This window comes from Acidovorax sp. LjRoot194 (assembly GCF_964253015.1).
Classification (GTDB): domain Bacteria; phylum Pseudomonadota; class Gammaproteobacteria; order Burkholderiales; family Burkholderiaceae_C; genus Acidovorax.
In genome coordinates, this window is record NZ_CAXUQB020000001.1 from 2,971,460 (window position 1) to 2,997,674 (window position 26,215).

Annotated in this window: 27 protein-coding genes and 2 pseudogenes; 16 read left to right on the forward strand and 13 right to left on the reverse strand. The window is 58.0% G+C overall.

The features are described 5' to 3' along the window. Positions 1-5: 5 nt before the first annotated feature. The 7 genes from ACSQ3N_RS13370 to ACSQ3N_RS13400 all read left to right on the forward strand — a co-directional run bounded on the left by ACSQ3N_RS13370 (position 6) and on the right by ACSQ3N_RS13400 (position 8,708). Positions 6-1,277, forward strand: a complete 1,272-nt coding sequence (locus ACSQ3N_RS13370; RefSeq protein WP_436146513.1) for an NADH-quinone oxidoreductase subunit L — start codon at positions 6-8, stop codon at positions 1,275-1,277. Positions 1,278-1,304: 27 nt separating this feature from the next. Continuing rightward, entirely contained in the window at positions 1,305-3,863 is a 2,559-nt protein-coding gene (locus ACSQ3N_RS13375) for a YbcC family protein (protein ID WP_436146514.1), read from the forward strand. A 37-nt stretch (positions 3,864-3,900) separates the two neighbouring features. After that, a complete protein-coding gene (locus tag ACSQ3N_RS13380) occupies positions 3,901-4,311 on the forward strand; it encodes a response regulator (protein ID WP_436146515.1) in 411 nt (136 codons plus the stop codon). A 249-nt stretch (positions 4,312-4,560) separates the two neighbouring features. Continuing rightward, a complete protein-coding gene (locus ACSQ3N_RS13385; RefSeq protein ID WP_436146516.1) occupies positions 4,561-5,589 on the forward strand; it encodes a YihY/virulence factor BrkB family protein in 1,029 nt (342 codons plus the stop codon). Positions 5,590-6,390: 801 nt separating this feature from the next. Then, complete coding sequence (locus ACSQ3N_RS13390) at positions 6,391-7,077, forward strand: DNA/RNA non-specific endonuclease (protein WP_436146517.1); 687 nt, start codon at positions 6,391-6,393, stop codon at positions 7,075-7,077. A gap of 318 nt (positions 7,078-7,395) precedes the next feature. After that, the gene (locus ACSQ3N_RS13395; RefSeq protein ID WP_436146518.1) at positions 7,396-8,046 is read left to right on the forward strand and encodes a hypothetical protein; all 651 of its coding nucleotides are present in this window, start codon (positions 7,396-7,398) and stop codon (positions 8,044-8,046) included. Then, on the forward strand, positions 8,043-8,708 hold the full coding sequence (locus ACSQ3N_RS13400) for a hypothetical protein (protein WP_436146519.1): 666 nt from the start codon (positions 8,043-8,045) through the stop codon (positions 8,706-8,708). The genes ACSQ3N_RS13395 and ACSQ3N_RS13400 overlap by 4 nt, the downstream gene beginning before the upstream one ends. A 214-nt stretch (positions 8,709-8,922) precedes the next feature. Here the strand turns inward: ACSQ3N_RS13400 and ACSQ3N_RS13405 are convergent, their stop codons facing one another. Further along, positions 8,923-11,331, reverse strand: a complete 2,409-nt coding sequence (locus ACSQ3N_RS13405) for a heavy metal translocating P-type ATPase (protein ID WP_436146520.1) — start codon at positions 11,329-11,331, stop codon at positions 8,923-8,925. Between the two features lie 176 nt (positions 11,332-11,507). On the opposite strand from ACSQ3N_RS13405, the gene ACSQ3N_RS13410 reads away from it, so the two are divergent. Then, positions 11,508-11,699 (forward strand): heavy-metal-associated domain-containing protein, encoded by a 192-nt coding sequence (locus tag ACSQ3N_RS13410; RefSeq protein WP_436146521.1) that lies wholly within the window; start codon positions 11,508-11,510, stop codon positions 11,697-11,699. Positions 11,700-11,796: 97 nt separating this feature from the next. After that, on the forward strand, positions 11,797-12,354 hold the full coding sequence (gene cueR / locus ACSQ3N_RS13415; protein WP_436146522.1) for a Cu(I)-responsive transcriptional regulator: 558 nt from the start codon (positions 11,797-11,799) through the stop codon (positions 12,352-12,354). 195 nt (positions 12,355-12,549) lie between these two features. Here cueR and ACSQ3N_RS13420 read toward each other — a convergent pair. The 10 genes and pseudogenes from ACSQ3N_RS13420 to ACSQ3N_RS13465 form a co-directional block, all read right to left on the reverse strand. Further along, positions 12,550-12,742: pseudogene (locus ACSQ3N_RS13420) on the reverse strand (hypothetical protein); the annotation flags it as partial. Next, positions 12,732-12,857, reverse strand: a pseudogene (locus ACSQ3N_RS13425) (IS5/IS1182 family transposase); the annotation flags it as partial. The pseudogenes ACSQ3N_RS13420 and ACSQ3N_RS13425, both read right to left, overlap by 11 nt. A gap of 219 nt (positions 12,858-13,076) precedes the next feature. Beyond that, positions 13,077-13,982, reverse strand: coding sequence for an NAD(P)/FAD-dependent oxidoreductase (locus ACSQ3N_RS13430; RefSeq protein ID WP_436146523.1), 906 nt, complete (start codon positions 13,980-13,982; stop codon positions 13,077-13,079). Between the two features lie 157 nt (positions 13,983-14,139). Further along, positions 14,140-14,721: a hypothetical protein gene (locus tag ACSQ3N_RS13435; protein WP_436146524.1), complete on the reverse strand. Its 582-nt coding sequence runs from the start codon at positions 14,719-14,721 to the stop codon at positions 14,140-14,142. Between the two features lie 126 nt (positions 14,722-14,847). Next, positions 14,848-15,141 carry a hypothetical protein gene (locus ACSQ3N_RS13440; RefSeq protein WP_436146525.1) on the reverse strand — a complete coding sequence of 98 codons (294 nt, stop codon included), beginning with the start codon at positions 15,139-15,141 and terminating at the stop codon, positions 14,848-14,850. 74 nt (positions 15,142-15,215) lie between these two features. Then, entirely contained in the window at positions 15,216-15,557 is a 342-nt protein-coding gene (locus tag ACSQ3N_RS13445) for a copper-binding protein (protein ID WP_436146526.1), read from the reverse strand. A 38-nt stretch (positions 15,558-15,595) separates the two neighbouring features. Next, a complete protein-coding gene (locus ACSQ3N_RS13450; protein WP_436146527.1) occupies positions 15,596-16,099 on the reverse strand; it encodes a cupredoxin domain-containing protein in 504 nt (167 codons plus the stop codon). A 37-nt stretch (positions 16,100-16,136) separates the two neighbouring features. Next, entirely contained in the window at positions 16,137-17,549 is a 1,413-nt protein-coding gene (locus ACSQ3N_RS13455) for a multicopper oxidase family protein (RefSeq protein ID WP_436146528.1), read from the reverse strand. Positions 17,550-17,566: 17 nt separating this feature from the next. Next, a complete protein-coding gene (locus ACSQ3N_RS13460) occupies positions 17,567-19,000 on the reverse strand; it encodes a TolC family protein (protein ID WP_436146529.1) in 1,434 nt (477 codons plus the stop codon). Beyond that, on the reverse strand, positions 18,997-19,245 hold the full coding sequence (locus ACSQ3N_RS13465) for a hypothetical protein (protein ID WP_436146530.1): 249 nt from the start codon (positions 19,243-19,245) through the stop codon (positions 18,997-18,999). Before ACSQ3N_RS13465 ends, ACSQ3N_RS13460 begins: the two co-directional genes overlap by 4 nt. A 215-nt stretch (positions 19,246-19,460) precedes the next feature. Here ACSQ3N_RS13465 and ACSQ3N_RS13470 point away from each other — a divergent pair, with 215 nt between their 5' ends. The 4 genes from ACSQ3N_RS13470 (at position 19,461) to ACSQ3N_RS13485 (ending at position 23,354) form a co-directional block, all read left to right on the forward strand. Continuing rightward, a complete protein-coding gene (locus tag ACSQ3N_RS13470) occupies positions 19,461-20,147 on the forward strand; it encodes a heavy metal response regulator transcription factor (RefSeq protein ID WP_056637568.1) in 687 nt (228 codons plus the stop codon). Beyond that, a complete protein-coding gene (locus tag ACSQ3N_RS13475; protein WP_436146531.1) occupies positions 20,144-21,550 on the forward strand; it encodes a heavy metal sensor histidine kinase in 1,407 nt (468 codons plus the stop codon). The genes ACSQ3N_RS13470 and ACSQ3N_RS13475 overlap by 4 nt, the downstream gene beginning before the upstream one ends. Next, positions 21,543-22,805, forward strand: coding sequence for a type II restriction endonuclease (locus ACSQ3N_RS13480; protein WP_436146532.1), 1,263 nt, complete (start codon positions 21,543-21,545; stop codon positions 22,803-22,805). Before ACSQ3N_RS13475 ends, ACSQ3N_RS13480 begins: the two co-directional genes overlap by 8 nt. A 240-nt stretch (positions 22,806-23,045) precedes the next feature. After that, on the forward strand, positions 23,046-23,354 hold the full coding sequence (locus tag ACSQ3N_RS13485) for a flagellar hook-basal body complex protein FliE (RefSeq protein WP_436146533.1): 309 nt from the start codon (positions 23,046-23,048) through the stop codon (positions 23,352-23,354). Between the two features lie 103 nt (positions 23,355-23,457). Here ACSQ3N_RS13485 and ACSQ3N_RS13490 read toward each other — a convergent pair whose 3' ends face one another. Continuing rightward, positions 23,458-23,982: a DUF4148 domain-containing protein gene (locus ACSQ3N_RS13490; RefSeq protein ID WP_436146534.1), complete on the reverse strand. Its 525-nt coding sequence runs from the start codon at positions 23,980-23,982 to the stop codon at positions 23,458-23,460. A 93-nt stretch (positions 23,983-24,075) separates the two neighbouring features. Continuing rightward, on the reverse strand, positions 24,076-24,447 hold the full coding sequence (locus tag ACSQ3N_RS13495) for a hypothetical protein (RefSeq protein ID WP_436146535.1): 372 nt from the start codon (positions 24,445-24,447) through the stop codon (positions 24,076-24,078). 527 nt (positions 24,448-24,974) lie between these two features. Here ACSQ3N_RS13495 and ACSQ3N_RS13500 point away from each other — a divergent pair. From ACSQ3N_RS13500 to ACSQ3N_RS13510, 3 genes are all read left to right on the forward strand, one after another. Next, positions 24,975-25,316, forward strand: coding sequence for a four-helix bundle copper-binding protein (locus ACSQ3N_RS13500; protein ID WP_436146536.1), 342 nt, complete (start codon positions 24,975-24,977; stop codon positions 25,314-25,316). Positions 25,317-25,344: 28 nt separating this feature from the next. Further along, on the forward strand, positions 25,345-25,758 hold the full coding sequence (locus tag ACSQ3N_RS13505; protein WP_436146537.1) for a DUF305 domain-containing protein: 414 nt from the start codon (positions 25,345-25,347) through the stop codon (positions 25,756-25,758). Between the two features lie 193 nt (positions 25,759-25,951). Then, positions 25,952-26,191: a DUF2933 domain-containing protein gene (locus ACSQ3N_RS13510; RefSeq protein ID WP_436146538.1), complete on the forward strand. Its 240-nt coding sequence runs from the start codon at positions 25,952-25,954 to the stop codon at positions 26,189-26,191. Positions 26,192-26,215: the final 24 nt, after the last annotated feature.

Genomic DNA, 26,215 nt, shown 5'->3' on the forward strand with positions numbered 1-26,215 from the left:
GTACTGTGATCGGCAGATTTTCATGCCGATACTTGTCGGGCGAGAGTAACCAGCATCGATACCTTGCAAGCCTCTGCACGATTCTTGGGAGCGTGCAGCTCCTGATTTTTGCGAATCATTGGACAGTTCTCATCGCGGCTTGGGCGGTAGCAGGGATGGCCTTGCATCGTTTGCTGTGCTTCTATGCTGATAGGCCTTTCGCCGCACTGGCAGCGCACAAGAAGCGCATTGCAGATCGCCTTGCCGATGCACTGCTCATTTGTGCAGCGATCCTGGCGTGGAACCAGGTGGGAAGTGGGTCGTTCAGTGTCATGTGGGCGCATATCGAAATCAACGGCACCTCTTCAAGCCTCGAACTTTCAGCCGTGCTGCTTGTCATCGCGGTCATGGTGCGAACCGCCCTACTCCCTTTGCACGGTTGGCTCATCCAGGTCATGGAGGCACCAACGCCGGTTTCTGCTCTATTGCACGCCGGGGTGATCAATCTTGGCGGTTACGTGCTGATCCAGTTCGCACCGTTGCTTGAACACGCTCAAATTGCTCGAGCTGTCCTGCTGATCTTCGGGCTGGCAACCGCTTGCATCGCCGGCCTCGTGATGCTCACCCGCGTGACCGTGAAGGTGAATCTTGCTTGGTCTACCTTAGCCCAAATGGGTTTCATGTTGGTCGAGTGCGCACTCGGGCTATACACCCTAGCGGCCGCGCATCTGATTGGCCATTCACTGTACAAGGCGCACGCATTCTTGACCGCTTCGACTGCAGTGGTTCGCACTAAACACAGTCTGATGGCGCCGCGCTTTGCGCCGTCCTTAGCCAGTGTGGTGCTCGCCCCCGCGCTGGCACTATCGATGATCCTTCTTTTGGAAGCGGCGTTAGGAAAGTCACCTTGGCCCTGGTGGTGGAGCCCGGTTCTAGCACTCGCATGGGCTCCATTGATGTGGACGGGCATTGGTGCGGGGGTAAGGGACGCAGCTGTCAGTCTCGCACGTGGCCTCGTTCTGACGCTCGTCCTCACCGCTGCCGCGGTTGCGATTCACGCCACTCCGCTGGGACTGCGTGACTCCCCTCAGCAGGACCTGGGCGCAATTGCGCTTTTCTTCCTGAGCGCTTTGTATCTCGTCACGTCGCTGGTCCTGCTGAGACCCCAAATGATGAATTCGTTGCGCCGATGGAGTTATGCGGGTTTCTATCTTGATGAAGCCTACACAAGACTGGCGATGCGGTTGTGGTCCGGACGCTGGGCAAATGCTTCACACGTGCCGGCACAAGTGCCGTAAACACCTCGCAAGGAACCGAAGGAAGACATGATGATGACGTATCCACCAGCCTCTGATCGGCATGGCCCCCTGCCATCAAACACTGCTTTTTATAACTTGTTCGCTTCGCAAGTGGACGAGGCCTGCAGCGCCGCCTGTAATGCGATAGCACCCGCCTGGCCACTGGACAAGGCAATAGCTGTAAACCCACATTGGCAACGTACCTCGCTCGCCTTGCGCACCGTGGCTGCAAGAATGGCCGTGCTGGGGGGCATTTCCGTGTTCCCAAAGCGGGAGGCTCACCTTCGCGCCTGGACAGCTGGAGACATCAGGTCTGACGACTTGGAACTGGCTTTAGGTCAACTGTCGTTGCAGAACAAGTATTCCTCAGAGCAATGCATCGATGCGCTCAAGTGCACGCCCCACATAGAGCAATTGCCGCTTTTGATTGACGTGTTGGATACTGACCCGCTTCGTTATACCCGGCTGTCTTGGCGGTCGGCCATCACGCACCAAGTCAGCCAAACCTGTGCAGGTTTTTTCGACCATAACCAAGCTGCATGGCAACCTGAGCGCTCACGAGGTTTGTACGACTTTTGGCGGGAGACGCTACAACACGACCACGGTATCGGCATCCTCATGGGGATTCCAGACCTGGAGCGTGCCACCCCCGCGTTGCCAGCGACTGCCAAAGATGCGGAGCGTTGGGCGCTTGAGCGGTTCGGTTTGCCTCAGAGCATTTGGGCCGACTATTTGGAAGCCGTCCTGCTCACCGTCAACGGGTGGGCGTCCTGGTGTGCCTATCTGAACTGGCAAGCGTCACTTGACGGTAAATACGATGGGAACCTCCGAGAGCTTCTTGCCATTCGCTTAGCCTGGGGCGCACTGCTTTTGGAGTGCAAAGACGACGGGAGTGCGCAACGCGCCTTTGACTCCTTGAGGCAATCGTGGAACCGCGCACCAGAAGTCCTGGAGCTCGCTGCAGTCTCGCTTCAAATTGACGAGGTTTGGCAATTGGCCTCAGAGATTTCCTACCAGCGCGACCTTGCAACACGGCTGAGTACGGCAGCTGCGACGCCCACTGCGCCATGCGACATACAAGTGCAAGCAGCTTTCTGTATTGACGTGAGAAGTGAGCCTTTGCGCAGGGCGCTGGAGGCAGTTTGGCCTGGAGTGCAAACCATGGGTTTCGCAGGTTTTTTCGGCCTGCCAGTGGCCTACACGCCCTTTGCTACCACAGCACGTAGGCCACAACTGCCCGGCTTGTTAGCTCCGTCAATCGAGGCAACAGACACCATTGTCTCGACCGCTTCCAATGATCTCGCGGGTGACGGGTCTCGGATGCACAAAGCAACTCGTGCCCGCAAAGATAGCCTTGCTTTTCACGAGCAGTGGAAACTTGCCGCGCGCTTGCCAGGGTCGGCCTTCTCCTACGTTGAAACCGCAGGGTTAGGCTACTTAGCCAAGCTTGGAAACTGGCTCGTTCACCCGGACCGAGACCGGGTGCGCGATGATCTAACTGGCGTGCCAGCAAGGTACAAACACCTTTGTCGCCCCGCACTTTCGGGTCTGGATCTGAGCGCAAAAATTGAGCTTGCGGCACGGGTGTTGCATGCAATGGGTCTGGAAGGCTACTTCGCCCCGCTTGTTGTACTGGTGGCCCATGGAAGTCAGTCAGCCAACAATGCACATTCAGCAGCACTCGAATGTGGTGCGTGCGGTGGTCAAACGGGTGAGGTCAATGCACGCACTCTGGCGATGCTGCTCAATGAGCCGGCGGTACGTTCTGGCTTGATGGGTAGAGGCATAAACATTCCGCCCAACACGGAGTTTGTCGCTGCCCTGCACAACACCACCACGGATGAGATCGAGGGGTTCGATCTGGACTTGTTGCCGCTCACTGCTCGTGTGGTGTGGGCAAAACTAGCGCGGGTGTTTTTACATGCGAGCGATCAGACGCGGCGCGAGCGCGCCGGTACCTTGGGTATTGATGCAACATCCAGTCATGAAACGCTCCTTCGTCAGTTTCGCCAGCGGGCCAATGACGGTGCACAGACAAGGCCTGAGTGGGGACTTGCAGGAAATGCGGCATTCCTGATTGCTCCTCGCAACAAGAGCGTGGGAGCCGCACTGGGCGGAAGGGTCTTTTTGCACGACTACGACTCGTCTCGCGACCGGGACGGCAGTGTGTTGGAGTTACTGATGACGGCGCCGATGTTGGTCACGCACTGGATCAATTGGCAGTACCACGCGTCTACCTGCGAGCCTGTCGCTATGGGAAGTGGCAATAAACTTCTGCACAACGTCGTAGGCGGCAACCTAGGAGTTTTCGAGGGCAACGGTGGGGACCTGCGGATTGGGCTGTCCCGTCAGTCACTTCATGACGGCGTGCGATGGATACACGATCCGCTTCGTCTGACCGTGGTCATCGACGCGCCGAAAAGTGCAATCGAGCGAGTGCTTGAAAAACATGCAGCCGTCAGGCAGCTAGTAACCAACGGTTGGCTGCACTTGTGGCGGTTTGAGCAGGATGGTTTTTCCCGCTACGCTGCCCAGGAGTGGGAGCCTTTGAATCTCGATTACAAGACGCAGGTGAGTGTGCTTTGACCCTGCTTCGTAACGCTCAGCCGCTAGGAACCTACCCATGCTAGCCACCCTGTTGATCGTTGATGACTACCGCGACACTTTGGAGATGGTCCAAGAATTGTTTGAGCTTGAGGGCCGCATCGTCAGGACCGCAGCGAGCGCTAGAGAAGCCATCGAATCCATGGAGCGTTTCCAGAGTGACGTGGTATGGATTGATGAGGATCTTTGGGACATGGTGGGGAACGACCTCGCGAAAGCACTAAAAGCAATCTCACATGCTCGGTATGGCTCACCAGTGACCGCATTGACAATTCGAAGCGATCACATGCATGTCGAGCTATGCATGTTCGACGGTTTTGATGAGCTAGTTTCCAAGCCGATCGACTTCCTGGAGCTTCAGCAGTTGCTGTTGCGATGTGATCGAAAAGTCACCGAGCAAGCTGATGGCGTCAGGGAGTCCAAGCGCTGACGAACCAGTGGACCGAACATGCCAACCCCAGTGTTGGACTGTATTCCTTGATAGGCCAAAAACCGCTATGCGCTACGGATCGACTGTCCCGCTACTCAACCACCGGTCGAAGCCAAGCACCAGCCATCGTTCATGCCAACGAAGTCGTAATGGCGTCAAGGCACATGGCAAGGCGTAGGATGCAATCACGCAGGCTCGGTGGAGCGTTCCTACACCAGCAAGCTACTTGTGGGGTGAACATAGTGCGCTATGTCAATCTCTCAAATCTTCAAAATAGCAAAGCAATCAGTAGTCGAATGGGTAGACGATTTTGCGCCCAGCATGGGGGCAGCAATTTCGTACTACACCGCCTTCTCAATTGCCCCGTTGTTGATCATCGTCATCGCTGTGGCGGGATATGTGTTCGGAGAGGACGCAGTACGAGGATCTCTTCACAGCCAGATTTCGGGCCTTGTCGGTAATGATGGAGCGAGCGCAATACAAGGACTCATCAGCACAGCCAGGGAGCCAGCTGAAGGAGTGATTGCAAGCGGACTGAGTATTGTCATGCTGATTGTTGGCGCGACAACCGTGTTTGCTGAGCTGCAAAGCGCACTAGATCGCATCTGGCACGTTCCAGAAAAGGCGCGGCCAAGCGGACTTTGGGGGCTCCTACGCGCAAGGTTTTTGTCATTTGGACTGATTCTCGGCTTGGCCTTTCTTCTGACTGCATCCCTTGTCGTAAGCGCTGCAGTGGCAGCGACGGGCAAGCTGTTTTCGGCAATGCTTCCGGGGTGGGAGTTTGTGCTTCAAGGCCTAAATCTCGCGATCTCATTGACGGTCGAAGCCGCGATTTTCGCGATGATTTTCAAGCTGATGCCATCGGTCAAGATTGCATGGAATGACGTGTGGATTGGTGCTGCCGTTACGGCCGTTTTGTTCGAAATAGGCAAAGTGCTCATCGCCCTGTATGTAGGTAAAGCTGGTGTCAGCTCAACCTATGCAGCAGCAGGTTCGATCGCAGTACTACTCATCTGGGTCTACTATGCGGCACAAATCTTCCTGCTCGGCGCTGAATTCACCAAAGTCTATGCTCGAGAAAACGGCTCACACAGACCAACCGATGGCAACCCGGAGCCGCCCACTGCACCGGAGACAGGTGCAAAGCGCATTTCCTCTTTAGACGAGAAGCTCTCAATGATCTCGTACCGAACGTCGTCGGAGCCACTTACTCCGGCGCGCGTTGGCTTAGCGGCCGCAATCGTGGCAGCGCGCTTCGTGACAAGTCAGAAGCGATAAGCGTCAGTCGAAGGTACAGAACCTTCTGATGCACCAAATGCAATGATCAAGCCTGTTTTATCTATCTGATCGACAATTACCGACGGTAGCTGCCTGACCCAAAGCAAGGTCGGCAGTCGTTATCGCTTCGCGGGTTAAGGGCATTGAGCTATGGAGGAAACGGTTCAGCCCAAATGACATCCCCCGAATTTTGAAGGCAAACATCAACGATGGCCCCGTCGGAGACATAGCGCCCCACATCCGTTCGGCGTGAAGGAAGTGGCGTCGTGAGGTGCACGCGCTGCCTCTCAGACAGGTGGGTTCTAATCGTTGCAGGCAGGCGGAGCGACGCGCAGCCACTACCGCTTGACGACTGACCAGGAAGGCCAAGTAGGCTTGACGACATCCTTCGCGAGGGTGGTTGCGAGAGTCCGCTCATAGCCTTCGGGTCGCTCAATGGCAACCACTACAGCCGACCCTTCATCTCTCACAAATGACCATGGCCAGCCGGGCTTCATGGCATCTTCCATCACTAGGTCGGGGTGCACATCTTCGTATCCGGCGTGTCGCTTCAATGCGACTAATACAGGCAAAAGCTGATCCATTTTTGCGGCATAAAACGGTTGGCGATCTGAACATATCGGCCCCATGAGGGCTGGAAAGAATGCTTCAATCGTGCTCCATATTGTTGCTTCCTCAGCTGTGAATCGAATGATCTTTCGGACGCCCCCTACCCGCCGGGCCACTGCCTCGCTCCTACTAGCGCTCGCCAGCATCTCACCGCCACACCTGGCGTGGGGACGTTTTCCGCAATTTGACAGCGTGGCTCTTCTCACTCCAGAGCCGACAAGCTTCGCTCAGTGTCCACAATTTTTTGCTCGCGGCAAGCCACCGACGATCACGCCCCGACCCCAAATGCGCGAGCTTTGCTACGAGGCCTTTGCGGTACTGCACAGCGGTACGACCAAGACACCTGTGTATGTCGCCCAACGCCTAAACCGCCGAACTGTCGAAGACGCGGATGAAAAACGGGCAAAAAGATTCTTTGCCGACGCGCGGCTTCCAAGTTCAGAGCGGGCCGAGCTGGACGACTACAAACGCTCCGGGTACAGCCGAGGACATATGGCGCCTGCAGGTGACATGCCCACTCCAACTGCGATGGCCCAAAGCTTTAGCCTAGCAAACATGGTCCCCCAAAATGCACAGCACAACGGGGGCGCATGGAACAAGATCGAACAAGACACGCGGCACTACGCTCGGCGTGCCAAGGGGGACGTGTTTGTGATTACAGGTCCGGTCTTTACAGATCAAGGGCCGCGTATTGGAGCCAACGGCGTAAAGGTACCGACCTATCTCTACAAACTGGTATACGACGCTTCAACCCAGAAGGCATGGGCGCACTGGCAGGCGAACCGCGAGGGAGAGTCGGTGGCACCACCGATCAGCTACCCTGAGTTGGTCAAGCGTACAGGCGTGGAGTTTTTGCCAACGGCCGCGGTACAGCACTGAAACTTTCCTGCAGTGCGCTATAAAGCGATTTTTCCTTCCTCCGCGATGCGTCTCCATGAATCGCTGAGAACTCGTTGAAATCCTGGCCGTAAATAAAGGGGGGATATGGCTCAATCTGGGCAGATGCTATTGCGAGTATGGGACGTGCAACATGGCGCGTGCGCGATGTTTCATCATCAAATGGACGGTTCCCCAGGACGACTCGCAATGATCGATTCTGGGTGCACTTCAAGTTGGCGCCCGAGCACTTTTATCAAGTACGCACTTGATCGGAACCAGCTGGACTACCTTTTCATTACCAATGCGGACCAAGATCACATGAATGATCTGCAAGGACTTTGGGATGAGGAGATCTATGTTCCCGTCTGGTTTCGCAATCCGAGTCCAAGCGCCCAGCACTGGAGAGAGATGAAACTCGCAGGTGGTCCGCTCACGAAGGATGCAAAACGCTTTATCGCCAACTGCGAAAATTTTCAAGGCGCTCCTGCGCAGCCATTTAATCAAAATATGGGCGGCATTACCTGCACGACCTTCTACAACACCTACCCGCAATTCACAAATACGAACGATCTCAGTCTGGTTGTGTTCATCGAATTTGATGGGTTCAAAATTCTTTTTCCTGGAGACCTGGAAAAACCCGGCTGGCGGGCCCTGCTGCAGCGCACTGATTTTTGCGCCAAGCTGCGCGATACAAACATCCTCGTAGCGTCCCATCATGGGCGCGAAAGTGGCTTCTGCCCTGAGATTTTTGAGCACTTTACCCCTGATGCGGTTGTGATCTCGGACAAGCCAATTGAACACGAAACACAAAAAATGGGCCCGGACTACAGCCGGGTCGTTCGCCATAGTGGCGTTCGTGTACGTAGTACCGGAAGAGACAGACACGTGCTGACGACGCGACGTGACGGATGGATCCAATTCACGATTGCGGACGGCAGCTACTTCATCGACACGGAGTACGCGGGATGAAAGCGGTCTCTCCCCGAACCCTGAAATCGCTCAATCTGGTTTGGCTTACTTCCATCGCATTGATTGACTTGGGCGTCGTGCTGGCTTTGGCAGCTCCAGAATGGGTGCAAGCACAAACAATGACGCGACTGGGCATGGCTCGCCTCGTGTTCTCATTGGCACTGCCGGTACTGGTTCTTCTGGTGATCAATGTTCTCCCGCACGATGTCAAGTCGATGCTCGTTTATTGGAAGCCCTTAGGGGTCTTGCCAGGGTGCCAGGCCTTCACACGGTATGGGCCTAGCGACAAGCGAGTCGACATGAGCGCATTGAAGAGGCATGTTGGAGTCCTGCCCAAGGATCCTGCAGAGCAGAACGCCAAGTGGTACAAGCTGTACAGGCAGGTGGGTACCGAACCTGAGGTCGCCGAGGCCCACAGGTTGTTCCTTTTGTACCGTGATATGGCAACGGTCTCGCTGCTGCTTCTTGCGCTTGTCCTCCCGGCCCTTCACTATTGCGGTGCTTCTACGACTGCCTTCTGGGCATCTGCTGCGCTATTCGTTGTTCAGTACCTCCTCACTGCGCTGAGTGCGCGTTGGAGCGGTGTGCGTTTTGTGTGCACTGTTCTAGCTGTGCATTCGACCAAAAAGGTGAACGCGCCTAAACCTGTCGCTGCTTCGTGAGTTCATAAAACTATCGAGCCTCGACGAGAGAACTGTTCCCATTCAGACAAGCAGACAAAGCAGACATACCGTTCAGCCGATCCAACGAGTCGACATAGTGAAAAGACAGTCCCGGCTGTTCAGAATACTGATCAATCAGCGGGCTTTTGTTCAGAAAGTTGAACAAACAGATCAGTGGGTTTGAGACCAGCTAGTGAACGTAGAAAGGCTCGGTTCACCTCTTCCAAGACCGCAGCAGGAGTGCGTTGCTCACCACACTCACGCTGCTTAGGGCCATGGCAGCTCCAGCCACCATGGGATTTAGGAATCCAAACGCGGCCAAGGGGATTCCGACAACGTTGTACGCGAATGCCCAAAACAAGTTTTGGCGGATCTTCGCGTATGTGCGTCTGGAGATATCGATGGCATCGGCTATCAACGCGGGATCGCCGCGCATGAGAGTGATGCCAGCCGCATGCATGGCCACGTCTGTACCCGTGGACATGGCAATGCCCACGTTCGCCGCCGCCAAAGCGGGCGCATCGTTGATCCCGTCGCCGGCCATTGCAACGTGCCTGCCACCCGCCTTGAGCTGGATAACAATATCTGCTTTGCCTTCCGGCAGCACCTCGGCGCGGACCTGATCGATGCCCAAAGCCCGGGCCACTGCCTCTGCGCTTCCTTTGTTGTCACCGGTGATCAGAACGGTCTGGATGCCAAGGCCGTGCAGCTGTGCAATGGCCTGTTGCGAGCTGCGTTTGACGGTATCTCCGAACGCCAACATACCCATTACGGCAGGGGCATCGGTCACATCGGCAAGCCACGATACGGTGCGCCCCTCTTGCTGCATCTGTGCTGCTGCCGCCGCCAGGGCTGCTGTACTTACGCCCAGCTCATCCATGTAACGGGTACTTCCTAGGCGTATCTGGCGTCCCTTAACGGTAGCGGACATACCCCGGCCAGCAACAGCAGTCACCTCGGTGGCCCGGGGGACGATCAATCCCTTTGCACGCGCTGCATCCATCACCGCCTTTGCCAACGGGTGCTCGCTACCGTTTTGAATGGCCGCAGCAAATGGCAGTAGCTGCTCGCCATGCTGATCAGAAGGAATCGCTGCCGCCAACGTGGGCTTGCCTTCAGTCAGGGTGCCTGTCTTATCAAAAGCAACGGTGTCGATGCGGTGGGCGACCTCAAGTACCTCCGCATCCTTAATCAAGATGCCGTGACGTGCGGCAACGCCTGTGCCTGCCATGATCGCAGTGGGAGTCGCCAAACCGAGCGCGCATGGACACGCGATGACCAGCACCGCGACGGCATTGAGAATCGCCTGTTCCCAATTGCCTGTGGCAACACCCCAGCCTACCAGCGTGATTGCGGCAAGGCCGAGGACGACGGGGACAAAGACGGCACTGACCTCATCAACTATCCGTTGAATCGGTGCCTTCTTTGCTTGCGCCGACTCGACCATGCGGACGATCCGCGACAACGTGGACTCGGCCCCAATAGCGGTAGTTCGAACCAGCAACAAGCCTTCTGCGTTGACGGCGCCCCCGGTCACTTTGTCACCGACATGCTTCGCGACGGGCAAGCTCTCTCCGGTAATCAGCGACTCATCCACTTGGCTGGCTCCCTCGATCACCGATCCGTCCACCGGAACTCTCTCTCCGGGACGAATCACCACCGTATCTCCTACTTTCACCCGCGCGAGCGGCAGATCAAAGTCGCCAGCCTCCGTGCGAACACGCGCAATCTCCGGCCGCAGCGCGTGCAACGACCGGATCGCCTCCGTGGTTTGGTGCTTTGCTCGGGCTTCCAGCCACTTTCCAAGCAGAATGAGGGTCACGATGACGGCTGAGGCCTCGAAGTACAGGTGAGGTGTGGCGTGTTCTGCATGCTTAAACAACAGGTACAAGCTCAATCCGTACCCGGCAGACGTACCCAATGCAACCAGCAAGTCCATGTTCCCGGCACCGGCGCGCAGCGCCTTCCAGCCGGCACGGTAAAACCGTGCGCCCAGCCAGAACTGAACAGGTGTGGCCAAGGCCAGCTGAATCCAGCCGTTGAGTGCCCAGTCCTGACCAAACAGCATGCCCAGCATGGGCAGCACAAGAGGTGCGGACAAGCCGGCCGCCAATGCAACGGGCCACCAAGGCGCAGACTGCTTCCCGACTTCTGACGGAGTGCTCGCGTCCACCACCTGTGCCTCGTAGCCCGCCTTCACGACGGCGGCGACCAAGCGGTCGGGCGGGACTCCCGCATCGAAGCGAACCTGGGCTCGCTCCGTCGCCAGATTGACCTCGGCGTGATTAACGCCAGGCACGGCCTTCAGCGCTTTTTCGACCCGGCCGACGCACGACGCGCACGTCATCCCCTCTATTGAGAGCTCCAGTGACTCTTCTGGCACTGCGTAGCCCGCCTTTTCTACCGCTGCTGCTAGGGTGGGTACCTCCACTGAAGAAGCAGCGACCACTGAAGCTCGCTCAGTAGCGATGTTCACGGTCACCTCACGAACACCCGGCACGGCTCTGAGAGCCTGCTCGACCCGCCCAACACACGAGCCGCAGGTCATGCCCATAATAGGGAAGTTCAGGTGAGTGGTCGAAAAAGAGGCGGACGTTAGCGCCTCGTTGGCAGTGGCATTCATGTCAACTCCAAGAAGTGTTTGGCTCCGGCAGTCACCGGCAGTCGAACTGTCAGGCTTGACACGGTGGGAGACACAAGTGGCAAACACGCGGCTTCGGACCACCAACGGACTTGACCTTGCCCCCGTGGCAAACCCGAGACTGGGCACCTCTTAACGTTTCTCCAAGAGGTGAAAAAATGCATGAATTCCAACTCCCGGACATGACCTGCGGCCACTGTGCTGGAATGGTGAGCCAGACACTGCAGATGACCGATCCGCAGAGCAAGGTGCAGGTGGACATGGCCAACCGCACTGTCACTGTCCAAAGCACTGAAGACCGCGCGACACTGGCCGAAGCATTGACGGAGGCCGGGTACCCTCCCGCCTGAGTTGCGTCGTGCTCCGAGGACTGTTCGGGGCCTTGACATTGACATCGTGGCAAGGTGGACAGTCCTGCTCTCGACAATTCATCAGACAGGAGCCTCCATGAGCACACTCATGAATATCGGTGATGCAGCCAAGGCCGCCGGCGTGTCCGCCAAGATGATCCGCCATTACGAGCAGACCGGCTTGTTGCCCGAAGCCGAGCGAAGTGAATCTGGCTACAGAAAGTACGGCGAACGCGAGGTCTCTGTATTGCGGTTCATCCGGCAGTCGCGCCGGCTCGGCTTCTCGATGGCTCAGATTGCGGAATTGATCGGTCGGTGGGGTGACACGGGCCGTACCAGTCGGCAAGTCAAAGCGATTGCCGAGCGTCATCTTGCAGACCTGGAAGAGAAACTCAGAGAAATTGTCGAGATGAAAACAGCATTGGAGCAGCTGGTTTCCGTATGCGCTGGCGACGATCATGCGCACTGCGCGATTCTGGACAACCTTGCGACCGACAGTCCCTCTGTGCCCAACCACAACGCAAGTTTCGTCAAACCAAATCGGCGTAGCGAGAAGGGGAAAAAGGCAGGTGTGGCTTCGGGTGGACTTTCTGCGAGTCACCTGGATCTAATGACTTGGATGAGGGGTGTGCACATCCACCGCACCGGCCATTGAACGCATTTCGCGCTCCCTGTCGTGGGCGAGCGCTGGGAAAATGAGCGACCAGGAGAGGCTTAGATTTTCGAAAGACTTTACACGGGGAGCGTCAGGGAAGGTCTGCGTAGTTCGCTTCGAGATGTGCTGATGCAGGGCGGTCGAATGAATTCGCCGCGACATCTCATCCGCAGGACATCGCAGCACTGTCTGGGGTCAATTTTGCGGCCCGCTGGCCGCTGCAGGCGCACTCATGCCCGCGTTCCCATCAAACGCCCCCGCCATCCACAGATTAGACTGGCCGAACAGGGTGTGCCGTTGCGCGTTGTTCTTGGCCAGCCCTCGGTAGCGCACCTTCACATGCCCGAACTGGCGTGATCACCCGGAACGGATGCCCTCGGCGCGAACGGCGTGATCGAGCCCACCAGGTCTGCCCACGGCACAACGCCTTCCATCTCCGCCAGGAATTCGCGCTTGCACGAGCGCTTGGTCGTAAGGTTCAGGCCCAGGCCGCCGTGCTTCATGGTTTAGATTCTCTGCGCGGACTCACCTCTGATCAATACATTACGGCCCGATATACGCGGACCTTTCTTAACTTCCGACCTTGCTTCGATGTCTAGCCCGGTCGGGAATAGTCATTTGGATCTCATCATTTGGATGCACGATGCCATTGCGCACGGGTGAATTGAGTCTAGTCATGCTCGCTACTCTGGGAAGGCCGCATCTATGGCCTTTACGGAAATTTACTGCCTGAGCATATTATGAATGGCTGTAGCTGCGACAGCCGCCTGCCCAGTGGCCACTGTAATTTGATTTAGGCCGGACGCAACGTCCCCGACGGCAAAAACAGCCTTCAAGGAAGTTTGCGCATGTTGATCGATTTCAATCTGGCCATCTTCGTCGGTTCTAAGTTCAAGTTGACGCGCGAGCTTATTGTTAGTGCTTAGCCCAAGTGCCGAATAAATAATATCGTAAATGATCTCGGCGCCATCGCGTCCGACAGCGGAAACTGCGTTCTTCGCAAACCTCAAAGACTTTGTATCACCATCAAAAAATTTGATGCCACTTGCCTTCAGAAATTTAAATTCTGCGTCTTGATATGGATCCTCGGACGTATCCATGAGGGTAACGTCTTCGGCGTAATGATGGATGAAGGCTGCCTCCTTTGCCCCGTGAACTCCTTCTCCCAAAACCGCGACCTTCTTTCCTATAGCTTCAAAACCATCGCAAATTGGACAGTAGCGCAGGATGCCTTTGCGCAAAGCTCTCTCGTAATCTTCTATGGGAGGTGACACGTCTGAAGCGCCGGTGGCCAAAATGACGGCTCTTGCGAACACAACCGAGTTCCCGAATCGCACCCTGAACAGCTCATTATTTTCCTGCACTATTTCATCAACTATGCCACTTTTGATTGATGCCCCAAATTGTCGCGCCTGCAGATTTAAACGAGATAGCAGCTCTCGACCATTTATGCCGGACGGGAATCCGGGATAGTTGTGGGATGTGGGAATCAATGACAAGCGACTACGCCCCGAATCGACGACGAGCACAGTTCGGCGAAATCTAGCGAGATATATTGCTGAAGTGAGCCCACCAGGACCGCCCCCGACAACAAGGCAATCCAATGGCATACGACTAATGATTGTCATTTATTTAGGGCGTCGATAAGGCCCAGATAAGTTTTTCGTCTCGCAAAATGCGGTAACCGACATTGCATGAAGGCACAAAGCGCAATCAGCCATGAGGGAAGTCTGCTGAGATCGCAACCGAAATGGGCAGCGGAAGTTTTTTTCGAGTTATGCTTATCTAGTTGGAATTGATCGAGGAAGAAACTCCGGTGGCCAGAGCTTCGCGACCCTTTTCCGTTATAGCAAGTACCGTTGCCATGTCTTCTTCAGGAGAATCCGCATAGGCAAATTCGGCTTGCAGCAAACCGTGCTTTTGAAGCTCCTCCACCAGGCTCGCCTGCGAGCCGTGAACGAGTGCTGGCAAAGGACAACTCAGTAGGAAGCGCAGCATGGCCGAAGCCGTTGCCACGTCGGCGGGCGGAGGCGAAGCCGTTGCCTTCATTAGTTGAGCACGCACCCATCTTGAGCCTCCAAGCGCCGACAGCTTGCAGAGCTCCTGGAAAGAAAGCAGCATGCCGAAGGTCAAGGGAACGTCCGCATCATTGCCGATTGACCACGAAACTAGGTCAAGCGGCGGTCCCGCTGCATCGCGCCTTTTCCAGCGGACGATCTCGGCAGTCTCCATATCGACAATGTGCGCCCAGTCTGTCTTGACGGAGTTCCCAGCACAGATGCACTGCTCCAAAGTTCCACGTAGAACCAGGTCCCACCAGCCACCGCTGGTGTCTTCGGCAAAGTTGGCAAATAGAGCGTAGGTCATGTCAGCCTCACCATACACCGTCGTGGCCAGCGAAGGCCCGTGCTCAGACGCCCTCACTTGCACAGCGCTTGCGACGTGACGATGACGCGGACAGGCTTAACCCGTCCGCTGCACCTCATGTCGGCCTTACTTAGGGGTGGTCCCTGGGCTCGTTTCCTTGTGGGGCTTGGCTTCGCGCTCGTTGGCCTTGTCCTGCCCACGGGCTTCGGACTTGCTGGTGTCCTGCACGCCAGAACCTTCTCCGCGAGCGGTGCTGCCGTCCTTGGTCTTTTTCGCACCAGTTGCAGGGCGAGCCTGCTTGTGCTCCTCTCCATGCGCTTGCGCCTTGGAGTTGGTGTACGGGGTAGCTTCTTGGGTGTCGCCAGCCGCGAACGCGGACGATGCGGCAGTCAGTGCGAGAGCGATCAAGAGAGTTTTCATGGTTTTTCCTTGAGGAGTGGTGTGTTAACGAGAAAGTGCCCCCGTCGTCGAGGGCGCGCAGGGAGATGCTTTTCTTACTTGGCAGGTTCGATATCTGTGACGATCATTTTTCCGGCTTCGCTCACCACCATGAAGCGGATCTTGTCGCCGACCTGAGCCTTGTCGAGCAGTGCCTTGTCCTTGGCTGCAAAAACCATGGTCATTCCTGGCATCTCCAGGTGCTTGATGTCACCGTGCTTGATGGTGATCTTTCCAGCCTCCTTGTCGATCTTGCGCACTTCTCCCTCCGTCATGGAGGCTGCAGGCGCGGAGGCGGATTTGCCAGCGTCAGCGCTGGCCTGGGCCGACGCCGCCACCGGCAGCAGCGCTGCCAGCGACAGCGCTGCGCCCATCAAAAAATTGGTTGCGGTTTTCATAGGAGCTCCTTGTTCAAACAGAGAAGGCGTTCGTGCCGTTACTTCTTGACCACGGTGACCTGGCCCTTCATGCCAGCGTCGTAGTGGCCCGGATACAGGCATGCAAACTTGACGTCGCCCGCCTTGGTGAATTGCCAGACGATCTCGCCTTGTTTGCCGGGTGCCAGAGATATCTTGCTGGGCTCATCGTGTTCCATCTCAGGGAACTTCTTCATGGTTTCGTAGTGCTCCTTGAGTTCGGCGTCAGTTCCCATGCTGAACTCGTGCTTGACCTGTCCGCTGTTCTTGATCACGAACTTGACGGTCTCGCCTTGCTTGACGGAGATAGCCGCAGGTGTGAAGCGCATGGTGTCGGCCATGTCCACATTGATCGTGCGAGTCACCTTGCTGGCCTGGCCTGGCTGGCCGATAGCGGTTTCAGCGCTGCCGTTGCCCTTGGCGCCGCCGCCGTCATGGCCGCCACCGTGGTTGCCGCCGGCAAATGTGTTCAAGGAAAGGGCGACCAGTGTGGAGGCTGCGATGAGGGAGAGACTGCGTTTCATAAGGCACCTTGCGTAGTGAAAAGGTTGGATGGAATGATCAGTGGCCGCTGTGGGAAGACGGCTTCTTGACTTTGACGACGGTGTCGGAGCTCGACTTTTCTTTACGGGGCATGGACTGGCCGCCCTCGGCTTTGAACCGTGCAGGCTCGGCCATCGGGCCGGTGTACTCGTAGGCCACCGTGCCCTCCGGGTTCTTGTACCAACCAGGGTTCTTGTAGTCACCCGGTTTCTGGTCGCGGCGTACTTTGACGACACTGAACATCCCGCCCATTTCGACCGAGCCGAACGGGCCTTCTCCAGTCATCATGGGAATGGTGTTGTCCGGGATGGGCATCTCCATTTCGGTCATGTCGGCCATGCCGCGCTCGCCCATGACCATGTAGTCGGGAATCAGGTTGTTGATCTTCTTGGCAACGCCCCGATGGTCCACGCCAATCATGGTGGGAATGTCGTGACCCATTGCATTCATGGTGTGGTGGCTCTTGTGGCAGTGGAACGCCCAGTCGCCTTCTTCGTCCGCGAGGAACTCGATCTGGCGCATCTGGCCCACGGCCACGTCGGTGGTCACTTCATAGAGACGCGTGCTCTTGGGTGTGGGACCGCCATCCGTGCCGGTCACCAAAAACTCGTGTCCGTGCAGATGCATCGGGTGATTCGTCATGGTGAGGTTGCCGATACGAATGCGGACCTTGTCATTGAGCCGAACATTGAGGGAGTCGATGCCGGGAAAGATGCGGCTGTTCCATGTCCACAGATTGAAGTTCAGCATTTCCGCCACTTTGGGCGTTGCGGCCCCTGGCTCGATGTCATAGGCACTGAGCAGGAAGCAAAAGTCTCGATTCACTTCATCAATCAGCGGATGCTTGGCCTTGGGGTGCGTGATCCAGAAGCCCATCATGCCCATGGCCATCTGGGTCATTTCATCGGCATGCGGGTGGTACATGAAGGTGCCCGGGCGGCGTGCCACGAACTCGTAGACGAATGTCTTTCCCGACTGGATAGCGGGCTGGTTCAGCCCTGCCACACCGTCCATGCCGTTGGGCAAACGCTGTCCATGCCAATGGATGCTGGTGTGCTCGGGCAGCTTGTTGGTCACAAAAATGCGAACGCGGTCACCCTCTACCACTTCGATAGTGGGACCGGGACTCTGGCCGTTGTACCCCCAAAGGTGGGCCTTGAAGCCAGGGGCCATTTCGCGCACGACAGGTTCTGCCACCAGGTGGAACTCTTTGACCCCCTGGTTCATGCGCCAGGGCAGCGTCCAGCCGTTGAGCGTGACTACCGGGTTGTAGGGGCGCCCGGAGTTGGGAACCAGGGGCGCCATGGTGTCGGCGCTGCCCTGGAAAATGGGCTCTGGCAGTGCGGCCATCGCCACGCGGCTCACACTCGCTGCGGCCACAGCCCCTCCGGCAATGCCAGCAAACCGGAAAAAATCTCTTCTTGAATTCATGTTGGTTCCTTGGGGGATCAGTGGCCAGCACCAGCTTCCGCAGCGGCGCCGCCGCCGCCCGCGACGCCAGCGCTCGTGGGTTTTCCGATGAGAGAGGCCTGCAGCGCCGCGTCCGCCTGCCAAAACTGTTGTTCTGCATTCAGAGCAGCCAAAACCGAGCTGACCTGATCGCGGGAGTCCGCCAGCAATTCGAAGACGCTGATCAGCATTCCGTTGTAGCGAAGCTGGTTTTCTTCGGAGATGACTTTTCGCAGGGGGATCACTTCATCGCGGTAGTGGCGGGCGATGTCGTAGGCAGTGCGATAGGCCGAGTAGCTTTCGCGCAGGTTCGACCCCGCAGCGCGGGCTGCGGCATCCAGGCGGCTGGCTGCCGCCAGCGTCTGTGCATTCATGGCGTCGCGCCGCAACCCGCCCCAGTCGAAGATCGGAAGCTGCAGGCTGACCTCAAAGCCACGACGTGTCGAGTGGGTGCCCTCTGTCTTATCGAACACAGAGTCTCGCCGTACTCCCAGTTCGATGTCCGTGTATGTCGTGACCGTGTTCCAGCCTTGCGCGCGCGCAGCTGCGTCGTAGTCGGCCCTGGCGATCTGTAGGTCCAGCCGTCCCTTGGACGCCTGGCGGCCTGCATCCAAAGGAGAAAGCGGCTCCTTGGGCAGCGCAGGCAAGCGCTCCGGCAGCTTGAGTTCCTTCGCCTGGCTATCGTCGAGGCCCAGCAGTCGGACCAATTCCTCGCGTGCTGCGGTGACCTGGTGCTGGGCGCTGGCCAACTGGGTTGCCGTGTCGGCATAGAACGCTTGCTGGCGGGCACGTTCAAGCTTGTTGAAGTTACCCACCGCCTGCATGCGCTTGGACAGCTCTGCACTGGCCTGGGCGCTGGCAACGACCTGCTGGGTATAGGTGAGCGTCTGTTGCGCCGCAACGGCGCGCACCCACGACTGCCGGACCTGCGTGACTTGGTCCACCACGTCGCTGCTCAGGCGTAACTGGGCTTGTTTGATGCGCTGATCAGCGATGCTTTTACGCATGGGCAGCGTCAGCAGGTCCAGCAGGCCAAACGACAACAGGCGCCCGATCTCAGTTTCGCTGCCCAGGCGAACGCGCTCCAAGGTCAAAATCGGGTTGGCAATGCGGCCCGATTGCGCTGCGGTAGAGGCATCTGCCCAGTTTTGCGCGACGATCGCTTGCAGCGACGGGCTGTTGACCAACGCGAGCTGCACGGCATCTTTTTGGCTGAGCGGCTTGGCCAGCAGATCTGAGGCGCGCTGGCGCAAGGCATCTCGTTCGTTCTGACCCCGGGCCAAAGTGAGCTGACCGTCCGTGAAGCTGCCTGTGGCTGCGTTGGCGCTGGAGAGGTTTTGCTCCAAATTCACACTGGCGCAGCCAGACAAAACGGTGACGGCGGCCACAACGACCATTAGTTTGGCGCGGGGCATGCGCAAGGGGCGGCTCATTGCTTGCCTCCATGGCGTGCGTCATGCCCTTGTGCGGGCTGCTCCTGGCCAGGCGCGGAAGGTGCCTGGCGCATTTCCTTGGCGTAGGTGCGCCATCCACCGATTTCCCCGACCTTGTCGTTGGCTGCCTTCCAGGGCTGTACGGGTTGGTCTTTGTACGCGTCAAAGCCAGCCAGGGCTGATCGGTACGACAGCTGATACTCCACCTTGGCGGTGTCTGCCTCGGGCATTTGGGCAAATGCCATGGACGGCGCCACCAGCGCGGCGGCAAGCCAGCGGCTTGAGATAGGTCGTGAAAGCCAGGAATTTTTCATGAGTTCACCATGCGTTCTTGATGCAACGCATTGTGTGAGCCCACGGCTTCCGCGGACATAACGGCCTCATTACATCTTTGTCATGTGCACGAAAGCCTGTGATCTGGAGGCACACTTGCGGCCATTCGCAGTGCCAGGGGGACCTAGTGAAGATTTTGGTCGTTGAAGATGAAGTCAAAACCGGCGAGTACCTGCGCCAGGGGTTGCGCGAAGCTGGCTTCAATGCCGATTTGGTCCATAACGGGGTGGATGGTCTGCACCTTGCCCAGGAAGGTGACTACGACCTGGTGATCTTGGATGTCATGCTCCCTGGGATGGACGGCTGGCAGGTGCTCACGAATCTGCGCCGCCACGGCCAGGAGATGCCGGTGCTGTTCCTCACCGCCAAGGATCAGGTGCAGGACCGGATCAAAGGTCTGGAGCTGGGCGCGGATGATTACCTGGTCAAGCCGTTTTCCTTTGCGGAATTGCTGGCACGGGTGCGGACCATCTTGCGGCGCGGACGAAACGGCACCGAGGTGACTTTGCTGCAGGTGGCTGATCTGGAACTCGACCTCCTGCGCCGGCGCGTCATCCGCTCGGGCAAGCGTATCGACCTGACTGCCAAGGAGTTTGGACTGCTGGAGCTGTTGATGCGCCGGCAAGGGGAAGTGCTGCCCCGTTCCTTGATCGCATCACAGGTCTGGGACATGAATTTCGACAGCGACTCCAATGTGATCGAGGTGGCGATGCGACGGCTGCGCGCCAAAGTGGATGATGCCTATGAAGTAAAGCTGATCCAGACGGTCCGAGGCATGGGGTATGTGCTTGAGGCTCCCGAGGAGAGTGCGTGAAGGCACGGTACTCGCTCACCACGCGGTTGACGGCCTTTTTCACTTTGGCGTCCGCCCTGGTGCTGATCGGCCTGGGAACTCTTGTGGCAATTTCCATCGACCGACATTTCGTGGAACTTGACCGCGATGCGTTGCGTGACAAGGTTCACCTGACGCGTGAAGTCATCGGCAAATCGAAGTCGCCGCAAGATCTCAAGACCCGGCTGGATGATGTTCTGCACAGTCACGAGGGCTTGTTCGTCACCGTGCTTCACAACGGGCAATCGCTGTACTCGACGGAGGACTTTGAGTTTCCGGCGGACTTGAGCGTGCGGGCCCAACATTCCCGCTTGGGTGTGGCTTCATGGCGAAACAAGGACCGTGAGTACCGAGGCATGTCCGAAGCTGTGACGCTGCCGGGTTCTGCCGAGCCGCCTCTGCAGGTCTGGGTAGCGCTGGACATAGCCCACCACCAGCATTTTATGTACGAGCTCATCCGGGTCCTGGTTGGCTATGTGGCACTCGCAACCCTGGTGGCCGGGGTGCTGGGATGGTGGGCTGCAAAAAATGGCCTGGCGCCCCTTCGGGCCATGCGCTCTCGGGCAATGGCGATCACTGCGCAACGATTGGACGAAAGGATGCCCAGCCAGGAGTTCCCGGTGGAGATGGCAGACCTAGCCATCACCCTCAACGAGATGCTGCGGCGCCTCAAAGAAGAGTTCGACCGCCTCTCCGAGTTTTCGTCTGACCTGGCCCATGAACTGCGCACCCCCATCAACAACCTGATGACGCAAACACAGGTCACCCTCAGCCAGGCACGCTCCCCGCACGAGTACCGCGACATCCTCGCATCCAACGCGGAGGAGTACCAGCGTCTGGCGCGCATGGTCGCGGACATGTTGTTCCTGGCGAAGGCGGACCACGGTCTCATTCTTCCCAGCACGGAGAAGATTGAGGTCCATGCTGAAGCACAAGCGCTCTTTGATTTCTACGAAGCGCTTGCTGAAGAAAAACAGGTCCGTTTGCAGCTGATCGGCGCGGCAGAGATCACTGGTGACCGGCTGATGCTGCGCCGGGCGCTGAGCAATATCCTGTCCAATGCCATTCGCTACACCCCGCCCGGCGAGGAAATAGTCGTTGACATTCAAGGGGACCTGCACGGAACCACGGTGGATGTCGTTAACACCGGCCCTTCCATCGATGCGCAAATGATCCCCCGCCTGTTTGATCGCTTCTTCAGAGCGGACAAGTCGCGCAAGCAACTGGACTCGGACGGCGCGGGCCTGGGCTTGTCGATCACCCAGGCAATCGTTCACGCGCACCGGGGGCGTATCTCGGTGAGCTCGCTTGATGGCAGGACTTGTTTTACGATGTTTTTCCCCAGTGCACAAAGCATTGGCAAGCACCTCACGACAGATGCATGACCCGTTGGCAACGCTCATAGACTGCTGGAGGGCCGACCCGAGCAGCACCTACAACACCTGGTTCCTGTGGGACCAGCGGATCAAGAACTTCCGCTCCATTCGCCGAGGCATTGCGCAGGTGGTGCAGGACATCCGGGGCGGTACGTTTGGCAACGCCTACCGAGGCTCCTCGCTGGAGACCATCGTGGGATCCATCGCGGAGCAGCGCCAGATCTTCAAGGGAGCAGATCACGCCTTCCTCTGGAAACCCAAGCTGCGGATTCCGGACATCTACGAGAACGCGGACAACCAGCGCGCCTTCGCGGACCTTTTACACACCTGTGACCACTGCGACTGCGCAGAAGACGTGGTGGCCGCCATACAGCGCATTGATGCGATTGGTATCAAGGGCCTGGGACCAGCGGTCGCCAACTTGCTGTACTTCATCCACCCAACGCTGGTCGCGCCTTTCAACACGGCCATCGTCAACGGTTTCAACGCGGTGACCGGAGGGCGCGTGAAGCTCGGGCGCTGGGACCACTACCTTTCGATGCGTGAGGGCTTGCTGCGCTTGAACGCGCAGCACCGGCTGAGACTGTCCAACGATCTCGGCGCGATTGCAGGACTCATGTTTGATGTTGGCAGCGGGCGTTACACCGCGCCGCCCACGGCCATGGATGCGGCAGCAGCAGCTCTATGGAAAGAGGACCTTGAACGGGTTCGGCAGGAGTCCGCCGTGGTGCAACGCGAGGTCTCCCAAGCCAGCGAAAGCGATGCGACCCACACGAGTGTTCAGGCGTCACTGCGCGACCTGGGCAAGGCGCTCGGCTTTGAGGTCTGGATCGCCTCCAATGACCGAGGCCGCTCTCATGGCAGCGGCCTGCTGGGAGACGGTTGTCTCGGGCAATTGCCTGCCAGTGTGGACCGTGGCCTGGAATCGATTCGGCTGATTGATGTTCTCTGGGTGGACCCGAGGACCTCGCGTGCCGCCGCCGCGTTCGAAGTGGAGCACACCACGTCCATCCACTCAGGCATCGTGCGCATGCTCGACCTTGCACTGGGCACACCGATGGCAGGCGACTGTGTGCTGTTCTTGGTCGCACCGGACAATCGCAAAGACAAGGTCGCCGAGCAACTGCAACGGCCTGCGTTCTCTCGGGTGTCAGAACTGGGAATCCGCTACCTGCCCTACAGCCAGCTGGAACTGCACCACGCCCCCATGGGCCGGTTCGGCTCCAGCATCAAGCCGCTGCTGGAGATTTCGCAGCGTCGTTGAGCTGCAGTGTCCGCGCTTCCGCGAATCGTACGCCGCGAGCGGCGCTGTGCAAGCCTTGAGCTGCTCCACCATACCTTTCGGCGAGATGAAGTTTCTGTCATCCGGAACCGGAAGACTGGAGGGCGCCGATGGGCTTTGAGATGGCTACAGATCCACGCCGTCTATCTACGATGGTGCATCGCCTCGGTAGGTTTTCGAGGCAACAGATACCACCCTCGAATCACCCCCGAAGGCCACGTCATGAACGTCACCACCAAGCCATTGCATACTTTGTCGCCCGTCAGTCTTCCTGGCAGCTCCGGGCTAAAGCCGCCGGATGTTCAAGTAGGCGGATTCCTGGACGCGATGAAGCAGGCACTGGCGACGACCAGCCAGTTGCAAAGCGAATCTGGCCGGTTGAGCCGCGAAGTGACGTTCGGCAATCCCACGGTGAGCCTGGAAGAAACGATGTTCGCGGGCGTCAAGTCCAACATAGCGTTTCAGGCGACATTACAGAGCCGCAATCGCATCGTTCAGGCATATACCGATGTGATGAACATGCAGGTTTGAAGATCCGCAGGCGGAGATCTCTAGCAAACCCGCCCCTAGACAAATCGAAGTCAACCTGCTCTCCCGAGCACCTGCCCCGGGCTGCCAGCGCCCGGAGAAAAACTCAGAACTGCGGAGCTTGGGTGGTCGCGTCCGAGTGGACAGCGACGGCAGCGTGGTGGGATGCTTGGTAGCGGTCCGGATAGATTTCGTTGAGCTTGCGGCCGTCTTCACCCACAGCCACCAGCTCGCCCTCGCGGATGGCGCGTGCCAATTCGTTCTTGACCTGATCACGCGTCTTGGAAGGCGCGCTGGCAATGACGGGATATCGGCCTGGTGCGACTTCATTGAGCTTCGAGCCGGACTCGCCGCCAGCCAGGATGTCGCCCGTACGAATCGCTTGATCCAGTTCTGCCAATACCTCATCGCGGGTTTTTGCGCCCTGCATCGACGCAGTAACCGGGTACGCAGCCGGATTCAATTGCTTGAGCGTCAGGCCGGACTCGCCGGAGGCCAGCATGTCGCCGCTTCGCTGAGCTTGTGCCAACTCGGTCTGTACTTGCTCTCGCGTCTTGCTGACTGCCTGATCCGACGCGAAGGCGGGAGCGGCAAGGAGGGAAAAAACGATAAGGGTGGACTTGAGCTTCATGGTGTGTTTCCTTTGTGATGAGTGATGAAAAATGGGGGGCAACCGCGCGACGGTATGGGCCGGCGCGCGCAAGCCGGACAGGTGATCAAGTCTTCAGGGCAGTTGGCGAGCGTTGACCCAGCCCGCTTCTCCGCCCAAGTCGCGCATGCCGTCGCTGGTCACGGGATTGCGCCTGGCAGCCTGCAGCTCGTCCGTGACTTGCTGACGCGTCTTGGTCAGCTTGGGGCCCGGGACGAGTGGATAGGTGGCGGGGTAGCCACGGCTGACCCAGTAGAGCGATCCATCCTTCTGGGCGGTCAGCACGGAGCTCTCGACAGCCTGGCGGCTCACCGCATTACCCAGATGGTCAGGCGCGAGGCTGACGCCTTCTTCCTGGCTTGGGCTTGCGTGATAAACGGATGTCGCAAACGACGCAGTAGCGGACGCAGCAAGGCTGGCGACGAGGATTGCGGTGCGAACTTTCATGATGGTCTCCTGTGACGCCGGATGCCCGGTATGGTCCATCCAGGTGGCGTTTTGTGCACCACGGAAAGAAGTCTAGAAACCGCACGCCGACTTCGAGGTGACGGACGGATTACGCTTTTGACAGGGGAGATCCGTGGGACAGCGGAACGACGCAGCAAGGCGGTTGAAGCTGCGATGTACCAGCGGCGCGCTGCTATTGAAGCGCTGTGTGAGCGCCATCGCCATGTCGCTGAGAGCCACAGTGCCGATCAATGCGCTCCCTGCACTTTTTCTGCGAGGCACGTCCATGGCATTGAACGTTGAAGACTCGAGTTTCGCCACAAGGTGACGCCGTGATTACGACTTTGATATCTCTGCGTAATGTTCGAGGGCAGTGCAGCGCAAATGACTCGTTTGCATGGCCAATCGTCGGTGACTACCTACAGCGCGGCCGGCCATGAGCGGCGGAAGATCCTTGCACCGTGCAGTCAATCGCGCGGATTCGAGTCGATCCATAAAGCCATTGAACCTACCCTCAGGAGAACCCAATGAACCATACCAAGAACCCCTTCATGTCGTGCATCGAGGCCTGCCAGGCGTGTGCGACAGCATGCAACCAGTGCTTCGCCGCGTGCCTTCAGGAGGATGATGTGAAGATGATGGCGCGCTGCATCGCACTAGACGCGGACTGCGCGGCGATCTGCCGCTTGGCGGCTGATGCCATGGCGCGCAACAGCGAGCACGCGGTTGCCATCTGCTCGCTGTGTGCGCAGATATGCAAGGCTTGCGCCGATGAGTGCACCAAGCATGAAGTTGATCACTGCAAGGCCTGTGCGCAGGCTTGTCTCAAATGCGCCCAAGAGTGCGACGCCATGGCGCGTGCCGTTTGATCACGTTGCTCAACACTTGGAGAACACCATGAAGAAATTCTTCGCTTCCCACTCGCTCACCGCTGCCGCTTTCGTTGCTTGCAGCTTCTTGTCACCCCTGTCTGTTCAGGCCCAGAACGCACCTCATTCCGGCATGAAGGGAGGCGGCATTGATCAATCGATGCCTCAGGGCAAGATGGACATGAAGGCCATGATGAAAGAGAACAACGACAAGATGGCATCCGTTCCAATGTCGGGTAATCCTGATGTGGACTTTGCCCAGATGATGCGGGTCCACCACCAGGGTGCGATTGACATGGCCCAGGCCCAGTTGCGGGATGGCAAGGATCCCAAAATGCTCAAGATGGCTAAGGACATCGTTGCAGCGCAGAAAAAGGAAATCGCTGAACTGGATGCATTTCTGGCCCGCAGCGGCAAGGCACCTGCCGCTCCCGCCAAGTAAGTCCTCGGCCCGATGTCGCAGCCCTGGGTCTTTGGATCGTCAAGATCCAGGGCTGTGCCGGTCGGACGCTCGGTGAAGTCCGCGGCCTTGATTGAGGTCAAAGGTGGCGGAGGTTCATGCTTGACACTCCCACCGTGTTAAGCCTTATCGTTCCCACGAGGTCCACCACCTGTGACCTTTGTTGGAGAACACCATGAACCACAGCCACACCACTGAGCATTCTGGCGCTACAAAGCCTTCAGGCAGCAGCAAGAAGTTGATCGGTGCAGTAATCATGCTTGGTCTGATCGGGGCATTCTTCCTGCTCAGAGAGGACTGGTCGCATATCGCAGGTTATTGGCCTTACCTGCTCTTGTTGCCCTGCCCGCTAATGCACCTCTTCCACGGACATGGGAGCCACGGTTCGCATGGCGGCGGATCAGACCGCAATTAATACCGCGCAGGACAAGACACTCAT